Annotated in this window: 14 protein-coding genes; 11 read left to right on the forward strand and 3 right to left on the reverse strand. The window is 53.6% G+C overall.

Annotated elements, in window-relative coordinates; genetic code table 11:
* The 4 genes from H9S92_RS18435 to H9S92_RS18450 form a co-directional block, all read left to right on the forward strand.
* On the forward strand, positions 1–1,965 hold a 1,965-nt coding region (locus H9S92_RS18435; RefSeq protein ID WP_222936167.1), incomplete at its 5' end, for a BACON domain-containing protein.
* A 113-nt stretch (positions 1,966–2,078) separates the two neighbouring features.
* Complete coding sequence (locus tag H9S92_RS18440; protein WP_187468173.1) at positions 2,079–2,537, forward strand: hypothetical protein; 459 nt, start codon at positions 2,079–2,081, stop codon at positions 2,535–2,537.
* A gap of 43 nt (positions 2,538–2,580) precedes the next feature.
* Positions 2,581–3,054, forward strand: coding sequence for a hypothetical protein (locus H9S92_RS18445; RefSeq protein ID WP_187468174.1), 474 nt, complete (start codon positions 2,581–2,583; stop codon positions 3,052–3,054).
* Positions 3,055–3,820: 766 nt separating this feature from the next.
* Positions 3,821–7,216, forward strand: a complete 3,396-nt coding sequence (locus tag H9S92_RS18450) for a CHAT domain-containing protein (protein ID WP_246463988.1) — start codon at positions 3,821–3,823, stop codon at positions 7,214–7,216.
* A 16-nt stretch (positions 7,217–7,232) separates the two neighbouring features.
* On the opposite strand, the gene H9S92_RS18455 is transcribed toward H9S92_RS18450, so the two are convergent.
* The gene (locus H9S92_RS18455; RefSeq protein ID WP_187468176.1) at positions 7,233–8,159 is read right to left on the reverse strand and encodes a hypothetical protein; all 927 of its coding nucleotides are present in this window, start codon (positions 8,157–8,159) and stop codon (positions 7,233–7,235) included.
* Positions 8,160–8,176: 17 nt separating this feature from the next.
* Positions 8,177–8,767, reverse strand: coding sequence for an RNA polymerase sigma factor (locus H9S92_RS18460; RefSeq protein ID WP_187468177.1), 591 nt, complete (start codon positions 8,765–8,767; stop codon positions 8,177–8,179).
* Positions 8,768–9,383: 616 nt separating this feature from the next.
* On the opposite strand from H9S92_RS18460, the gene H9S92_RS18465 reads away from it, so the two are divergent.
* Complete coding sequence (locus tag H9S92_RS18465; RefSeq protein ID WP_187468178.1) at positions 9,384–10,811, forward strand: glycosyl hydrolase 53 family protein; 1,428 nt, start codon at positions 9,384–9,386, stop codon at positions 10,809–10,811.
* 47 nt (positions 10,812–10,858) lie between these two features.
* A complete protein-coding gene (locus H9S92_RS18470) occupies positions 10,859–11,743 on the forward strand; it encodes an alpha/beta hydrolase (RefSeq protein WP_187468179.1) in 885 nt (294 codons plus the stop codon).
* 64 nt (positions 11,744–11,807) lie between these two features.
* Here H9S92_RS18470 and H9S92_RS18475 read toward each other — a convergent pair whose 3' ends face one another.
* Positions 11,808–13,076: a M16 family metallopeptidase gene (locus tag H9S92_RS18475; RefSeq protein ID WP_187468180.1), complete on the reverse strand. Its 1,269-nt coding sequence runs from the start codon at positions 13,074–13,076 to the stop codon at positions 11,808–11,810.
* A gap of 87 nt (positions 13,077–13,163) precedes the next feature.
* Here H9S92_RS18475 and H9S92_RS18480 point away from each other — a divergent pair, with 87 nt between their 5' ends.
* The 5 genes from H9S92_RS18480 to H9S92_RS18500 all read left to right on the forward strand — a co-directional run bounded on the left by H9S92_RS18480 (position 13,164) and on the right by H9S92_RS18500 (position 16,758).
* Positions 13,164–13,616 carry a hypothetical protein gene (locus tag H9S92_RS18480; RefSeq protein ID WP_187468181.1) on the forward strand — a complete coding sequence of 151 codons (453 nt, stop codon included), beginning with the start codon at positions 13,164–13,166 and terminating at the stop codon, positions 13,614–13,616.
* A 277-nt stretch (positions 13,617–13,893) separates the two neighbouring features.
* Positions 13,894–14,490, forward strand: coding sequence for an RNA polymerase sigma factor (locus tag H9S92_RS18485; protein WP_246463983.1), 597 nt, complete (start codon positions 13,894–13,896; stop codon positions 14,488–14,490).
* 1 nt (position 14,491) lies between these two features.
* Positions 14,492–14,785, forward strand: coding sequence for a hypothetical protein (locus H9S92_RS18490; RefSeq protein ID WP_187468182.1), 294 nt, complete (start codon positions 14,492–14,494; stop codon positions 14,783–14,785).
* A 5-nt stretch (positions 14,786–14,790) separates the two neighbouring features.
* The gene (locus tag H9S92_RS18495; protein ID WP_187468183.1) at positions 14,791–15,642 is read left to right on the forward strand and encodes a mechanosensitive ion channel family protein; all 852 of its coding nucleotides are present in this window, start codon (positions 14,791–14,793) and stop codon (positions 15,640–15,642) included.
* Between the two features lie 108 nt (positions 15,643–15,750).
* Complete coding sequence (locus H9S92_RS18500) at positions 15,751–16,758, forward strand: DUF3078 domain-containing protein (RefSeq protein WP_187468184.1); 1,008 nt, start codon at positions 15,751–15,753, stop codon at positions 16,756–16,758.
* Positions 16,759–16,914 lie beyond the last annotated feature (156 nt).

Genomic DNA, 16,914 nt, shown 5'->3' on the forward strand with positions numbered 1-16,914 from the left:
GTCAACGTCACCTACACGGCCAATACTTCTACCAGTTCCCGAACGGGCACCATTACCGTTACGGGCTGCAACATTACCCGAACCATAACGGTGACGCAGGCGGCGGTGTCGGTGTTTTTAAGGATTGATGCCGATAGCCTAAGGCACACGAGTACGCCAGGAACGCACAATTTCGGGGTCAGCAGCAATTGTGATGCTTGGTCCGCCAGCGTCACCGCCCCCTGGCTGCGGGTACTAAGTCAGACCGGAGGTGGAACGGGTTCTGTCACCCTCGAAGTGGATGTTAACCCAGGTTTCACTTCCCGGAGTGCGGTCATCACCGTCTCCGGGTGTGGGCTTAGCCAGAGTATAGCCCTTATTCAGGCTGGGCAGAACATAAATATCCCGTGGACCAGCAACCCCACGGGCTCCAACCACACCATCATTCTCCCCGCCACACTCGCCGCTGATTTGGGGGATGGAGTCGGATTGGTCCCGGGCGATGTAATTGGATTTTTCTACGCCGTGGATGGTGCTTTCATCTGCAGCAATTACGCAATCTGGACCGGGCAAGACAACAGTTTTGCCGTATTCGGTAATGACGCAGATCCTCCGGTCCAGAAAAACGGTTTTGCGAATGACGAGCGTTTCCAGGTAAGGGTATACCAGCAAGCGACCGACGAGGAATACCTTGTGGAAGCAACGTATGCACCCGTAGGTACCCAAGGCGTCGTCTCTAATACTGATCGCTACGCCACCAACGGCATCAGTTTACTTACTGGATTGGAAGCAGATGCAAGTAAAGAGCAAACTATTGGGCTCGCCGCAGGCTGGAACATGATTTCCGCCTACGTAGCTCCGGAGGAAGCCAACGTGTTGAGTATTCTCGGAGATATTGCCGACCAAGTAATTCTGTTCAAAAACGACCAGGGCCAATCCGCCATCCCGAGTTTTAATATCAATGCAGTAGGCGACTGGGCTCCCACCCAGGGCTACCAAGTGAAAATGCGTACGGCCACCGAGCTGGTTTTGCAGGGCACTTTGCTTGACCCGAGCATGCCCATTCCCATTCGCCGGGGCTGGCAAATGATCGCCTATCCCCGCCAGGAAGCCAGCAGCATCGTCGACCGGATGGCCAGTTTGGGGAGCACCCTGGAAATCGTGAAAAACAACGCCGGACAAGCTTACATCCCGGCCTTTGGCATCAATAATATCGGCCAGCTTTTGCCCGGCCAGGGTTATCAACTCAAGGCGACCACCACCGGTGTACTCAGCCTGATGGAGTTAGATGCCCCACCATTGAGCAGTAATCTCTCGCCAGGGCCGGGCACGGGACAATCTATGCCAGCAAATAGCCACTTCGTACTGGATTCCAATTTTAACACTGGAAATAATTGTCAGATCGTTTTTCCTGCGGACGTTTTGGAACCAAGTCTGGCACCCGGAGACGAATTGGGCTATTTCACGCCCGAAGGAAAATTGTGCGGTGCCGGGATTTTTACCGGGGAAAACTTAGCGATTACCGTTTGGGGAGATGACTTGGGTACGGAATCGGTAATAGAAGGACTGAGAACCGGAGAAGAATACATCGCGCGCGCCTGGCGGCGGATAGAAGATGTAGAATTTCCGCTGCTGCTGGTCCACGATCCTGGCGACGGACGTTACGGTATTGATGACCTGGAAATTGTCGTTGAGGCCGATCTGGCCACCTCCCTTGCGTTCCCCTCGGGGCGGGCGACGGTACCCTTGACGGTGTTTCCCAACCCCGCTGATGAAGAAATAACTATTCAGTTGCCCCCGGCCGCAGTGCAAATGAAAATCTACGCGATGGATGGGCGGGAACTGTTCCAACAGCCGGTAGCGACTTCTTCGGACTCCATTCCAGCACTTCGCTTATCCGTAGCCCGCTTACCCCGGGGCGCAGCGATCATTTACGTAACCGACCTCACGGGGCGTCAGTACGTGGCGCGGGTCCTTTTACACTAGCATTTTCAGCCGCCCTTGAATCGCTTGGGCGCGGCCGCAGGTGCAGGGTTCGTCTTCCAACGAGCAATGTGCGCATACAAATTGCATTCATTCACTAACTAAATCATTTTACGATGAGAGTTTTTATTGTTTTCCTGTTTTCCTTGTTGTTTTTATCTACAGGATGCGAGAAGGATCCAGTAGTAGTTCCTTTAGGGCAGCAGATTGAAGGGGTTTGGGACGTTTCTTCATATATTTTGACTACTGCTGGCAGTAGCACTGAGTTCATTATGGGGAATTTTAACGGTGCTGTCACGAGAATGACGATGGAGTTTTCAAGCTTTGAGCCTGCGGATAGAGAGGGTAATTTAAACGTAGAAATCAGGTTTCTGGGAGGTCAGGAATATATTTCTCCGCGCTTTGAGTACGAGATAAACTCTAGCGAAACGGAATTAGAGACGCCGAATTTTTTTGATGCAACCAACGCTCAGCAAATTTTTTGGGATATAGATCGATTTATCTTAAATGAACGCTTGAGCTTGTCAACCAATTTGAATGGCGGGAATATTAAAATGGAGTTAAGGCCGCGTTAGCGATTAATGTCTCACATCAATCCTCCTTTGTTCAATACGTATTATGAAGCTCACCGAATTTTTTATTTCCATCCTTTTCTCATGTTGTTTAGTCAGTCCCCTCCAGGCCCAAACCTCCCAAGAGGAATACCTCTACGTAGTTTATGGCTACAAAGAACAACTGGCTAAGGGTTTGGACAACAAAGACGGGTATACCTGGGAGAGCCTCTACCAGTACGACTTCAGCTACCAGCAGGCCAAGCTGTTGGGCAAGGAAACCAAGAAAGGTCGCTTTCTCTTTTCGGTACTTCGCAAGAAAGACACCAACGAGTACCGCGCCACGGTGGTGATTTTCCTTGATGAGTCGAATCGAATGCAGTCAGAGGGTATGTTTTGGTGTATCCCCCACCCAAAATCGACTTCGGCCTTGAAGGAGCAATCCCACGAGTATTTGGCAACTGAATTAAAGCTTCCACCCGAAATTCTGTTGGGCTACGCCCAGGCGCTGGAAGGCTTCTTAGCGCAATCGACCAAATGATGAACAAAATACTCTTTCCTCTATTGGCCTCGGGTTTGGCGGTGGGCTTGCTCACCGCCAACCTGGCTGGGCAGAGTAGCCTTGGCCTGAACGCAGGTGGCTTCGTGAGCGGTGTGGGCGAGTTGCGGCTGGAACAGGCGATCTCCCCAAAACTTAGTGCTTTCGTCTTGGGAGCACTGGTGAACTCAGAGCAGTCTGGCATTGACTTTACTGGCTTTGGCTTTGGGGGAGGGCTGCGGTACTTTCCGCTGGGCAGTGAAACAGCGGAAGGCCCGTACCTGCAGGGTGACCTCACGGCTTTCCGACTCGATTTTAAAGACATTCGGGCCGTAGATTTTTCTTACGCTGTTTCCTTGCTTACCGTCCGGGGAGGCTACCGATACTGGTTAGGGGCCAACCTTTGGATAGAGGGTGGGGCGGGGTTTCGCTCTGGTGTACGGGAGGAAGTTCCGACAAGTAGCAGGGGGGTGAATGCTCTTTGGGGCAGGCAGGGACGCGCCACTATTGATGTGGGGTTAGGTATAGCGATAAGGGGGCGGTAGTATTAGCAATGGGCGGGGCTCTCGCCGCTTGCTCTTCGGTGGTGTTTGCACCTGCGGCCGCGCAAAATGTACCTCAAATATTAAATTTTTGCTTTCAATGCTTGAGTTTGGTGCAAATATTGTAAGTTTGGAAGAGGGCTGGGTATCTCCCAGGTTACTCAATAAACACAATGCTACGCTCTGGAAAGCAGACCGTGGCATCCAAACTGAAGATTGTGAAATTGATGCTTTTTTTACTGTTGTCCTTTGGAGTAAGTTCTTTGTTGGCGCAAGATGAGGGTGTTGCCAATGATTGTCAAAGTACTTATTCGCAAGCATTAAACGCACTTCACGCAGGTAAGTATGATACAGCAATTGAAAGAGGAAAACGGGCTTATACCTGTACAGAAAATTTTCCAGCCGCAGCAGGGATTACGGGGCGGGCCTATCTGGCTTTGCTGCAAGTTGATTCAGCCGAGTGGTGGCTAAGCCGTGCGTTGGAAAGTGGGAAAATAGACATTGCGGAGCAAACGCGCTGTCTGAATGCGCAGGCGGAGTTGTACTTAGTTTCCGGGTATTTCTCTAAGGCCAGGTCTGCCTGCCAGCGGGCACTGGAAATAACGACAGCGTGCAGCGATTGTGATTCCCTCCGCTTGAGTGCATTGTTGGCCACTGCGCAATATTTCGATTTCCGGGGGAGGGAAGATTCGGTTGAAATCTATTTGACAGAAGCACGGACTTTGGCGGGGGGAGAAAGATTCATCGATCATCCTCTGGGAATAAAATTACTGGAGGCGGAGGCTTTTCAAATGATGGCAACCGGCCAGCCTGATAAAGCTAAGCTTTTGCTAAGACGCGCCTTGGAATTGAAGCGAAAGGAGTTGGGAGATGCGCACCACCAAGTGGGAAATAGTTACCGTTATTTGGCAGAATTAGAAATTAAGCTAACCAATTATCCAGCCAGTAAGGCCTTGGTAGATTCGGGTGCCGCTATTTTAGAGGCTATTTTGCCCTCCGATCATCCCGAATTGTTTGCCTTAGAAGAACAAAAGCTGGAAGCACGCACCATGAGTAATGAGGCGGAGGCATTAGAGAATATGATTGGGTTTTTGGAGCGTAAGGTGGTCCATGCTGCTGACTACTACGGCCCAGAGAGTTTCTCTGCTGCTAAAGCATGGATTAAATTAGCTGAGTACTACATTATTGCCGGGCGCTACGAGGAAGCCAGCGTGCTGACGGAAAGAGGACTGGATATATTACGGCGCTTTTTCCCTGAAGATAACGAGCAGTTCATTGTGGGATATATGCAAATGGCAAGGATCGCCGAGCGGCTGGAGGCCTTCGATAAGGCCAATATCTTCCTGGAAAAGACACTTATTTTACAACGGACGTATCTGAACCGGAACGAAGTGCAATTAATCCAATTTTACAGTAATATAGTGGAAGTGGCTACCGACTCTACCCTGCGTCGTCAAGCTGCCCAATATCTATTTGATCTTTATCGAAAAGTGTACGGCGATAATAACGTGTACGCTAATTTCTACGCGTACCAGTTGGGGCTTTTTGAATTTGCGAGTGGGGATGAAATGAAGGGGGTTCAATTAATGGAAAGCGGCCTTTCAGGGCTAAGGCCACTACTCGGGAAGGACAATCGAATTGTTTTGAGCTTCGAACTAACCCTCTATCTGCTCTACTGCAAAGGAGAAAAAATTAAGGAAGGTCTCGAACAATTGAAAAGTCTGTTTCCCCGGCTGGTAAGCAATAACGCAAGAACGGAGCTTAGTAAGCTAGAATACGGCCTGGCATTCGCCCATTTACGATTAGGTGTGCCCGACACTGCTTTGCTGTATATTGAATCCTGCCTGGATCGACTAAATTTCACCACTGAAGAAAATTATGCCGAGGTGGAAGATCGCCCTACGCTGCTGCTGGCTTTAGATAAAGCAGCCGACATTCATGCAGCCTTAGGTAGGCAGAATAATGCACCAGGGGAAATACGCCAAGCCATCGCCTATCAGGAAATGGCCTATCGAATTGCGGAAGACCAACGCCAAAAATATCTTTCTCAACAAGATCAACTGGCCTATAAAAGTAAGTACTATCGACGGACAGAGCAGCTGCTTGGTTACTACCTTGACTTGGCCGACCTCGAAAAAGTAAAAGCTCCGGTAGGGCAAATGTTAGCGACTTTAGAAAAAACCAAATACACCGTCTTGGTGGAATCCTTACGGAGGGGAAGACCTAGGGTAATGACTAGGATTCCGGCAGATTTGCTGGAGTTAGAATCGGCATTCAATGAAGATATCCGCTCAATATACCGGCAGTTATTGGGGCCTAATCCTCCGGCCGATGAAAAACAACGCCGAGCGTTAGAGTTGGCAGGCGTAGCGGCTAAATTGAGGTTGGATAGCCTGGGGCAAATTTTCAAGGAAAAACACCCGGACTATTTCGACTTATTATACGAGCAAGATAAACTGAACCTGTCTGATTTACAGAAAGAGGTGCTATTGCCAGGCCAGACTTTGCTGCAATACCTGCTGGGAGACAGCTCCCTCTTCATTTTTGTGATCAAACAGGACTTTGCAGATGTGCACCGAATTGCGATTGGCAAGGATTTTCGAGAGCAGGTGGTCAGGATGATGCAAAACGGAATTTTGGGCTATCATGGGGCTCCGCCTAGTGCCCAAAATGAACGGCAGCGGGCGCGTGCTGTGGAGGCATTTGCTGAGAGTTCTTCTTTTTTGTATGATAAATTGATTGCTCCGGTCAAAGAGCAATTAAGTCCAGAATTGATCATTGTGCCAGATGGTATATTATCCTATCTGCCATTTGAGGCACTGCCATCTGTATCCTCTTCCCAATCCACGCCGGACGCTGAAGGCCGGTATTTACTGGAAGACCACCAAATTTCCTACGCCTTTTCGGCTACCCTCTTGCGGGACGTGCAGCGCAGGTCTCCCGACAATATTCCTACTTTATCGGTGCTGGCGATGTCGCCTTTCGCTGAAACATTTAAACCCACCACGCTACAGAATGGTGTGGAAGGCAGGACAGAACGTGTAACCAACCCAACAGCACTACCGTGGAGTAAGGATGAGGTTCAAAACGTCGGGCAATTATTTGGGGGTAAGGTGGTGATGGGCCCACAAGCTACTGATGCAGTATTTGAAGCGCTCGCGCCCCAGTCAACCATTATTCACCTGGCTACGCACGGGGTAGCCGACGACCGGGAAGGCGAGTTTTCCCACTTGGTTTTGCGGAACGAGGAAGGTGGATACTTATATTTTTACGTAAGGGATATCTATGGGTTGCGCTTGAATGCCGAAATGGTTGTCCTTTCGGCCTGTTCTACAAATCTGGGGCAACTACGCCGGGGAGAAGGTATTGTGGGACTATCGCGGGCATTCACCTTTGCCGGGGCGAAAAGTGTGTTGGCAACGCTTTGGCAAGTAGATGACCGTGCTACCGCTGAAATCATTGGGGCATTTTACACTCATTTGAAAGCGGCAGGTACCAGTAAAGCGGCTGCGCTACGGCAAGCTAAGTTGGATTACCTGAATGCCAATCGGTCTGAGGTGCAAGGTGCCCCCTTTTTCTGGGCGGCATTGGTTGCTACTGGAGACATGCGGCCGTTGGAGTAGCGAAGAATGTTCCCCCTTACCAGCCAGCCGTTTCCTGCCGCAATTTTTGGGCTGCCGCGTAATACCTATGCTTTGGGTTGGCCAGAATGCCTTCTAACAATTCCCGGAAGTTCTCCTTTTGGCGGGGGTAAACGGCGAGGCGGCAAAGTAGAAGGTGCCACTGTCCGTATTGCTGGACGAGAGCAGGCTCGTTGGGGCTGGTGAATTGCTGAAATATGGCTGCAGCCTCCTCAAAACGCTGGGCTAAGAACAAAGCGTTGGCTAATAATTCCTGGGCGGTCTCTTGCTCAACGGGCGAGAGCTGGGCTTTGCTGTTTTGCAGAAGGTTGATGGCTTGGTCATAATCTTTGCCAAAGAAGGCTTCGAGTGCGGGAAGTAGAGGGGATGTCTCCGGTGCTGAAGCAGCAGATCGTAGAGTGGGCTGTTCCACTTTTTGATAGGCATCCATTGCGATAGCTAATGCAGGCTGCTCTGATGATTCACTTAAATTTTTATTCTTTACCGGATTCTTGACTGCTGGTGCAGGGTTTGGCTCGGGCCGGTTGGCGATAGGAGTTACGGTAGGCGGATCGTTGGGCACTGGACGTTCCGATGGGGGAGGGGGCAAAGCTGGAGTGTCACTTACCTGGGTTGGGCGACTCATCCAGTAAAGTAAGCCAATAATGGGCAACAGCAGCGATAGCCACCACCACCTTTTCAGTTTGTTGTTAGAAGAGTTCTTCAGGATCTTTTCCCCCTCGGCCTGCCATTCGGGGAACTTTGCCCGTAATCGATCTTCTTCCATCAGCTCTAACGCTTCCCAGGCCAGGCGATGGAGCGCAAGGTCTTCTGCCAGTGATTCGTCTAAGGAAACGTCACGACGAAATTTCTCCGCCTCTTCGGCAGTGCACCTTCCGTATAAGTAGGCATCAATGCGTTCCGACCTGAGATCTTCTTCAGTCATTGTGCGAAGATAAGGGGTTAATGTAAACCGGGATGATCCCTTAGGTATTGTAGCAGCTTCTTTCTACACCGGTACAAGGTGGTTTTAGCTACATCCTCACTAGCCATCTCTAGCAAGGATGCAATTTTTTTTAGTTTGGTGCCCAAATGATACATAAGGAGCACTTTACTGCATGGTTGGCCCAAAGAACTGATCGCCCGTCGAAGTAGAAGGTGATTTTCAGTCTCGATATACAGTTCTTCAACATTCACTTCCTTGCCAACTTCTAACTCGGGCAACTCTTCCGCCGGCCCGATTAAAGAGATTTTAGCCTCCTGTCCCTTTCTTAAACGGAAAAGGCAACGCTTTAGGATGGTGAAAAAATACGTTCTGGCGTTGTCGTGATTCTTGATGGATCTGAAACGGACCTGACGATCAAACGCGATCAGGGCATCGTTAAAAGCAGATGTGGCCTCATGGGGATCGGCATGGTAGTGGGTTTCTAGAAATTTTTTCGAGGCTGTAATCCAGTAAGGGTTATGAAAAAACTCAGCAAAGGCCCGGTCCCGCTCTCGCTGCGTCCCGGTAAGTAGCCCCAAAAGCTCTTTTTCAGTAAGGAATTTTGACATGGGGGTTGGGGTATATAGTGGTGAAGAGCATCCATCTGTTCCAGAGTTAAATCAAGTGCTAAACTAAGGAAAACCTGGCCAAAACGCCATGAAAGAGCTAGCAAGTTCAGAAAATACTTGTGGCTGGCGGGGTCATCCCTGAAGCATGTCATCGAACTGCCTTTGTCTCTCCGTTACCGCGCAAGTGTATTTGCTTTCGCCCGTCTTAGGGACAAAATTGGGGATGTGAAACCTTCCTCAACGCTTTTTCAACGGTTATGACAGATTTCCAGCCCTTCTGGGACCACGTGGCAACCAAAATCGGCCCCCCCCCCCTTACAAAAGATTCCACACGCTCCATCGGCGGTAAAAGTCCACCCCAACGATGATTATCTGTACGTGGGTACCAATGAATCTAATCGCCTCCTTTGGGGGCACATCTCTACCGACACCATCGTCTTTGATCCTGCTGATTTTCTTGAATTACACCGCCTTCGTCCCGGTATCATGCGGTTCATCGACCCTGAACTGATGAACCAATAAGTGAGTTTTTCTGTCTTCCCATGGTTGACAACCCGCTCGAGCAAGTCGCAGATGCATTTTAATTTCTAACTCCTGCTTCAACAGTCCTTCCAACATGCAACAACGAACCCCTAAGCTTCTCCTTTTCGTCTTACTAGCTGCTACACTGCCGGCTCAACCCTTTTACCTGGGGGCCGACCTCTCCTACGTTAATGAAATGGAAGACTGCGGCGTAGTGTACCAAGACGGTGGGGTGGCCAAAGACCCCTACGCTATTTTTGCCGACTACGGGGCCAACCTCGTACGCATCCGGCTTTGGCACACACCCAATTGGTACGACGCCCTCAACAGCGGACAACGCTACAGCGACTTGGCCGACGTAAAAAAGAGCATTGCCCGGGCCAAGGAGGCGGGCATGGCGGTGTTGCTGGATTTCCACCTCTCGGATACCTGGGCCGACCCGGGGCGGCAAATTGTACCCGCCGCTTGGGCCGGAGTGGTAGATCAACTGCCGCTATTGCAAGACTCGCTTTACAATTACGTACACGGGACGATGATGGAGCTGGCCGCTGAGGACTTACTGCCGACCATGGTCCAAGTTGGCAACGAAACCAATAAGGGCATCCTTCAATCCGCCGCAGCTGACGCAGCGGGATGGGCGCTGGACTGCCCCCGCAACGCCGCACTCTTCAATCGCGCCATCCGCGCCATCCGGGATGTGGAGACGGCCACGGGACAGTCCATCAAAATCGCCCTTCACATTGCCGGACCCAATAACGCGGGTTGGCTTACCGACGGATTTACGGAGTACGGGGTGACGGACTACGACGTCCTCGGCCTCTCCTATTACTGGGCCTGGCACCAACCACTGACGATAGCGGGCACGGGCGATATCATTACCCAACTCAAAGCCAAACTACCCGGCAAAGACATCATGATCTTTGAAACCGGTTACATCTGGACCACCGCCAGCAACGACCAGGCCAACAACATCATCAGTTCCGTCCAAGCGGGTTACTCCCCGGCCAGCCCTACCAACCAACGCCGTTGGCTGATTGACCTGACGAAGGAAGTCCTGGCCAGCGGCGGCAGCGGCGTAGTCTACTGGGAGCCCGCCTGGGTTTCTTCCGATTGCTTCACCCAGTGGGGACGGGGTTCGCACCAGGAACATGCTACTTTTTTTGACTTCGACAGCAACGTATTACCCGACGGGGGGATGGGTTTTTATGGCTACGATTACCAAGGTACCACCTCCACCCGAGGCGACACCAACGGTGCGGCTCTACTTTTCGAGGCCTATCCTCTGGCGGGGCACCGTGCCCTGGCCCTGCGCGTGCCAGCAGGGGTGATCAGTGGCCGGGCCCACTTCCGCCTGTACGATACCACGGGCCGGACGCTGCTGACCTATAAGGCGGCACCGGGCGGCCGTGAAATCCGCGAAAGCATCAACATCCCGGAAGTACCTACGGGCATCTACCTCCTCGAACTGCGCGATGGCGGACGCTTGCTCGGCGTACGGCGACTCGTGATCGGGGGGAATTAGGAGGGCAAAGCTTACCTTGGGTGGTTCAACTATAAACCTCCTCCGCTATGCGCCGTTTCCTCCTAAGTGCTTTCACACTGCTTTTCCTCGGTGGCTTTGCTGGTCAACTTGCGGGCCAGGACTTCAGCACCCATACCTACCGCGCGGATTTGGACTTGGATTTGTTTTTGCCAACCCAGATGGAAGGGAAAGACGTTCCCCTGGTCATTTTCGTACACGGTGGCGGCTTTTCAGGGGGGCAACGCTCGAGTGGACATACCCTGGCCCGCAGTTTGGTGGCGCGGGGGATTGCCTGTGCAAGCATTTCCTACACCCTTTACGTCCAGGGCCGGCCGCAGGACTGGGGCTGTAACGGGCAACTGACCGAAAAAATCAAGACCCTGCGTTGGGCCGTTACCGATACCTGGGCCGCCACCCGCTGGCTGGCCGACCGGGCTGATGAATTTGGCTTAGACACCACCCAGTTTTTTCTGGCGGGCAGCAGTGCCGGGGCCGAAACAGTATTGCACGCCGCCTACTGGCCCCGCGCGGTTATGGGGATGGTGCCGCACGGACTGGGCGCAGACTTTACCTACGCCGGGATCAGCAGCGGGGCGGGGGCCATTGTGGACCTGAACCTGATCACGGCGGAAAATACCCTGCCTTTACAGTTGTTTCACGGGACGGCCGACCCCCTGGTGCCCTACGGAGCGGCTCCGCACCACTTCTGCGCCCCCGATGCCAGCGGATGGTTGATGTTGTTCGGGGCCGGGGTGCTGGCCGAGCATCTGGATAAGATCGGGGGCACTTACTCCTTGGTCAGTCACCCCGCAGCGGGGCACGAAATTGCGGGCTACTACTTCGATCGGGAGCCCGGGCGGGTGGCCGACTTTGTCTTGCGGGTACTGGAGGGGCGGCACTTTCAAGAACACATAGTGGTTCCAAAGAAGTAATCCGGTGGATGGGATCGACCTTCGTTGCTCCCTCATCCCCAAACACCGCACCTGCGGCCGCGCCCTACTCCGCTTCCACCAGGTACTCCACCTCACTCAAGCCCTCGGCGCGGAGGTACTGCTTGGCCACGCGGTGGATGTCTTCCACCGTCACGGCCAGGTACTGCTCGAGCTCCGTATTGGCCAACTCGGGACGCCCGATGGAGGCGTAAAAGGCCAGCTCGTTGGCCCGGTTGGCGACGTTGAGGCCCTTGAACAAATTATGCTGTTCGAGGCGATTGACGACCTTATCCAGCTGCTGCTGCGTCACCCCGTGCTCTACCATTTCGTCGATGGTGGCGAAAAGGGCGGCGCGGGCCGTGGCGTAGTCGACCTCTTCGGCCGGCCGCGCATCGATGAAAATGGCCCCGGAGTCGAGGCTGTCGTTGTGGGCGGTGGCGATTTCGGCGAACAGCTCCCCGTCGCGGGCCAGCCGTTGGTAAAGCAGGCTCGAACGGCCACCGCCCAGCAAAAAGCAGAGGATATCGATGGCCGGAAAATCGGGGTGCAGCCGCCCGGGTGTGCGGTAGTTGAGGTAAATAACCGGGCTGGGCACGTCGGCGTACACCGTTTTTTTGCGCATTTCCCGTTGTTCCGGCTCTGCGGGGAGTTCCGGCCGGGGATGGTCCGGCGAAGAAGGCGGAATGTTCCCAAACCAGCGCGCAACCTGCTCACGGATCGTCGTGGGGTCGAAGCCACCCGCAATACAGAGCACGGCATTGTCCGGCCGGTAGTAGCGGTAGTAGAAGTCTTTGACGTCGTCGAGGGTCGCTTCCTCAATGTGCTCAAAGCGCTCGCCGATTACTGGCCAGCGGTAGGGGTGCACCTGGTACACCAGGCTGTTGAGGTGGTGGTAGAGGTCGCCGTAGGGCTCTTCCAGGCAGGTTTCCTTAAATTCTTCTACGACTACCTTTTTCTCGTTGGCCAGCGATTTTTTGCTGAAGCGGAGTTTCCGCATCCGGTCGCTTTCCAGCCAGAGGGCAGTTTCGAGGTTGGCCGCCGGAAGAATGTCGTAGTATAAGGTGTGGTCGGCCCCGGTAACGGCGTTGTTTTCGCCGCCGGCCATCTGGAGGGCATCGTCGAAGTTGGGTACGTTTTCGCTGCCGGCGAACATCAGGTGTTCAAAGAGGTGGGCAAAACCCGTCCGTCCCGGCGGATCGTTGCGGCTGCCTACCTTATAAAGTACGTTCACGGCCGCAACGGTGCGGGCGGGGTCGTGGTGTAAAATTACCGTCAGGCCGTTGTCCAGCGTGTAGGTCTCGTAGTTGATCAATCCTTTAGATTTAGTAACCATTCCCGGCGAGCAGGTTTTTCCACCCACCGAGACACCAAAAGCAAACCACGCGGGCATCTGTATGGTTGCCCGCAAATTTATGCCACGATGTCCAATCCTCTTCCTCCCGCGCTGGTGCTTCTCCTTTTTGTGGCCGCTTGCGGCCGGTCTGCCCCCGGTCACCCGCCCCTGGAGTTGGACTTTGTGGAAATCGAAGACCACTCGGGGTGGTTCTTGCGCATCCACGGCGACGGCAGCGGCAGCCTCGGGCACGAACAACTGCCTGCCCACCATTTGCATTATCCCCTCGGTACCTTCAACCCGCGGCCGGCCCGGCGGCTGGCCGAAAAATGCGCTGGCCAGGGCCAAACGCCCGTATGCACCACCCTGCGCTATTACGTCGCCCTCGAAGACGCCACCATCGCCTGCCCCTGTACCCCCGGAACCTGGTCCGCCGAAATGATGCAACGGGCCCTGCAAAACATGCAGCTGGCCGTAGACGCCGGGGCCAGCGAACGCAGCTGCCGTATGCTGCGCCGGCAGTGGCTGGCCCTCCGTTAGTGGATTACCGGCGGCTGGTGGCGCATTTTTGCGCGGTCGCAGGTGCCAGGACCAGACAACGAAGCAGTGGACGTCCTGCAACGCAACATCCCCAAACCCCTGTCTCCTCCCCCGGCGATCCCCCTTTCGTCGCCGGGCTTTGTTTGTTACTACGTTTTAGTCCCTATCTTGCGTGACCTTAAGGAAACCATAACGTCTCACAAGGGAATGTTAAGCCAGGCAGGTGGAGCGAAAGCTTCGTTAGCCTTCAGGATTAGCCTTCCGGAATTACCTAAGAATGGCCCGATTTTTTCTGAAAGGACCTTGCCAGCCCTCCATGGAGGACTTAGAGATCATATTGGCCTACCGGGAGAAGCGCCACGCCACTTGTTTTCGCCTGCTGCACGACCGGTACGCCGCCAAGATCTACAGTAAGGCCTTGACCATGTTGCGGGACCAGGACGAGGCCCAAGACGCCACCCAGGAAATTTTTACCAAGATTTTCCTGAACCTCGGCAAATTTCAGGGGCAGTCGAAGTTCTCCACCTGGGTTTATTCCGTGACCTATAATTTTTGCATTGATAAAATCCGCAAGGAAAAGCGTAGCCGGGAACTGTTTGCCGATGAACTCGAGAACCCACCCGATCTGGAAGCTGACGTTGATGATGACCCGGAACTGGCCGCCATGCAGGTCAACGAACTCCGCACCGTCCTCAGCAAATTAGGCGATGCCGATCGGTCCCTCCTACTGCTCAAGTACAAAGATGGGATGAAAATTAAAGACATTGCCGACCTGTTTGGAAAGAACGAGTCGGCCGTGAAAATGCAAATCATGCGCGCCAAAGAAAAGGCGAAACGGATCCACCAGGATCTTTTCGCGGCATCGATCAAATAATATGAACAGTTTTCTGCAACTCCAGGACCAAGACATCCAACTGTTCGTCAGTGAACGGCAAGAGAAGGTACGCGAAGTAGTGGAATCGCGCGTAAAGGCCACCCATTACATCGCCGATATCGTAGAGCTGTTTTTTCCCCGCCTGGCGGATACCCTGACGGTGACGCTGGGCGGAGAAGCCATCGAGCCGAACCCGGAGTATTTCACCATCCGCGACGCCGAAGACCAAAGCACCAACTCACCCAGTAAAGACAAACCGGCCGGCCCTGGAGACCGGGATGAAATCATTCGCTAGTACCCATGGAATCCATCATTCAAGTATTAAAACTACAAGCACTGCAACTCCTGGAAATCATTCCTGCCCTTATCAAGGCGGTAGTGATATTTTTGGTGGGTTGGATTTTGGCCAAGGCCTTGGCCCGGATAGTCCGGGGGATTTTGCAGGCCATTGGCATTGACCGCCTGGCGGAGCGGCTGATGAGCATCGATTTACTGAGCAAGGCCAACATCCGCCTGGTCCCCAGCGCCATAGTTGGTGGCATCGTTTATTATTTTACCCTGATCGTCTTCATCATGGCGGCGGTGGAAGCCCTCGGCATGCGGATGATTTCCGACCTGATGGTAGACCTCATCGAGTACATTCCCAGCGCCATCACGGCCTTTATTTTGTTGTTGGTAGGGCTTTTTCTGGCGGATGCCATTAAAAAAATACTGGTGACGACCTGCCGTTCGCTGGGGATTACCTCCGGGAACCTGATTGCCAACGTGGTCTTTTATTTTATTCTCCTCAACGTGGTACTGCTGGCCCTGCGGCAGGCCAAGTTACAGACGGAGTTTATGGAAGACAACATCTCCATTCTTCTGGCGGGCATTGCCGGCGCTTTTGCCATCGGCTACGGCCTGGCCAGCCGGCACCTGATGGGCTCCATCCTGGCTTCTTTTTACAGCCGGGGCCGCATCAAGGTGGGAGACGAAATCAGCATTGACGGCATGCGGGGAGAAGTGGTAACCATCAATAACCACGACCTCATTCTGCGGGCCGAAGACAGCGAGTTCGTGGTGCCCTTCAGCAAACTTTCCACTGCGGGCGTTGAAATACACAGCCGCCGTGAGGTCGGTCCCGCGCTGCCTCCCCACGAAGGGGGAAAATAGCGGGAACCGCTAAATACCCCGTCGTGGCCCCCCGGCGGCCCCGTAATTTATCAACCATCATTTTTTATTGCTTGCTTCCCACCGGAAGCGTGGCACAAACTATTTTGTATGAATCGATTGCTACTCTTACTCTGTACGCTGGGCCTGACCGCCAGCTTATTCGCCCAGGAAGAAGCGCCGCCCCAGGGCTGGCAGCGGGGCGCTGGCCTGGGCCTGGATTTTTCTCAGCTGCTTCAGATCAACCCCAAGCAGGGTGCTGGCCAGAATCGCCTGGGTTTTGGTGGCGCGGCCAATTATTTTGCCAACTACCGTATGGACCGCCGTTCCTGGGAAAGTACGGCCATGTGGCAATTCGGGGTGCAACGCCTGGGTACGGGCATCATCGCCCAGGGCAGCGATGACCGTATCCCTTTCCAGAAAGCCATCGATGAACTGCGCCTCAACTCCAAGTACGGCATCCAGGCGAGCGACAGCAGCAAATTGTTCTGGACGGCCAACGCCGGCTTCCTCAGTCAGGTGACCCCCACCTACCAGTTTCCAGACCTCTACCCCGGCAACTTTATCTCCGACTTCGTCGACAGCGGAGTGACGCCCCTGAGCAAATTCCTCGCCCCCGCCACCCTCACCTTTTCCGTGGGTATCGACTACAAAGCCAACGAGAATTTCTCAATCTTCTTCTCTCCCATCTCCTCCAAGTTCATCATCGTGGCCGACGACGTCATCGCCAGCCGCGGGGTACACGGTAACCCCGTCTCCGGCACCCCCAATGAAGATGGCATCTACGCCGACTTCGAAAACGTCGACGCCCAACTCGGTGCCCTGGCCCAGATGAAGTACGCCGATAAGTTCGCTTCCGATAAGGCCACCTTCACCAGCACCCTCAACCTCTACACCAACTACCTGCGCAACCCCGAGAACGTCGACCTCGACTGGGTCAATGCCCTGGGCTACGAGCTGTTCAAAAACTTCCAGCTCAATCTGCTCCTCAACGTCTTTTACGACGACGACGTGCTGGTACAAATTACCGATTACGACGAGCCAAACGGCGTACGCGGCCTCGGCAAACGCGTCAGCATCACCCAGCAGCTGCTCCTTACTTACTCCCGGACTTTCTAGCGAAGGTTAGACCGGCACTACGCCGCAGGGCCGCCGACGCAAGCCGGTGGCCCTGCGTTTTTTCCCAAATCCCCTCGGAGAAGTGGAAATTGGGGCAAAGAAGTTTGCGGGGGAGCGAAAAAGGCATTATATTTGCATATGCAATAGTTGCAGAGA

Origin of the sequence: Neolewinella lacunae (genome assembly GCF_014349155.1) — a bacterium.
GTDB lineage: Bacteria > Bacteroidota > Bacteroidia > Chitinophagales > Saprospiraceae > Neolewinella > Neolewinella lacunae.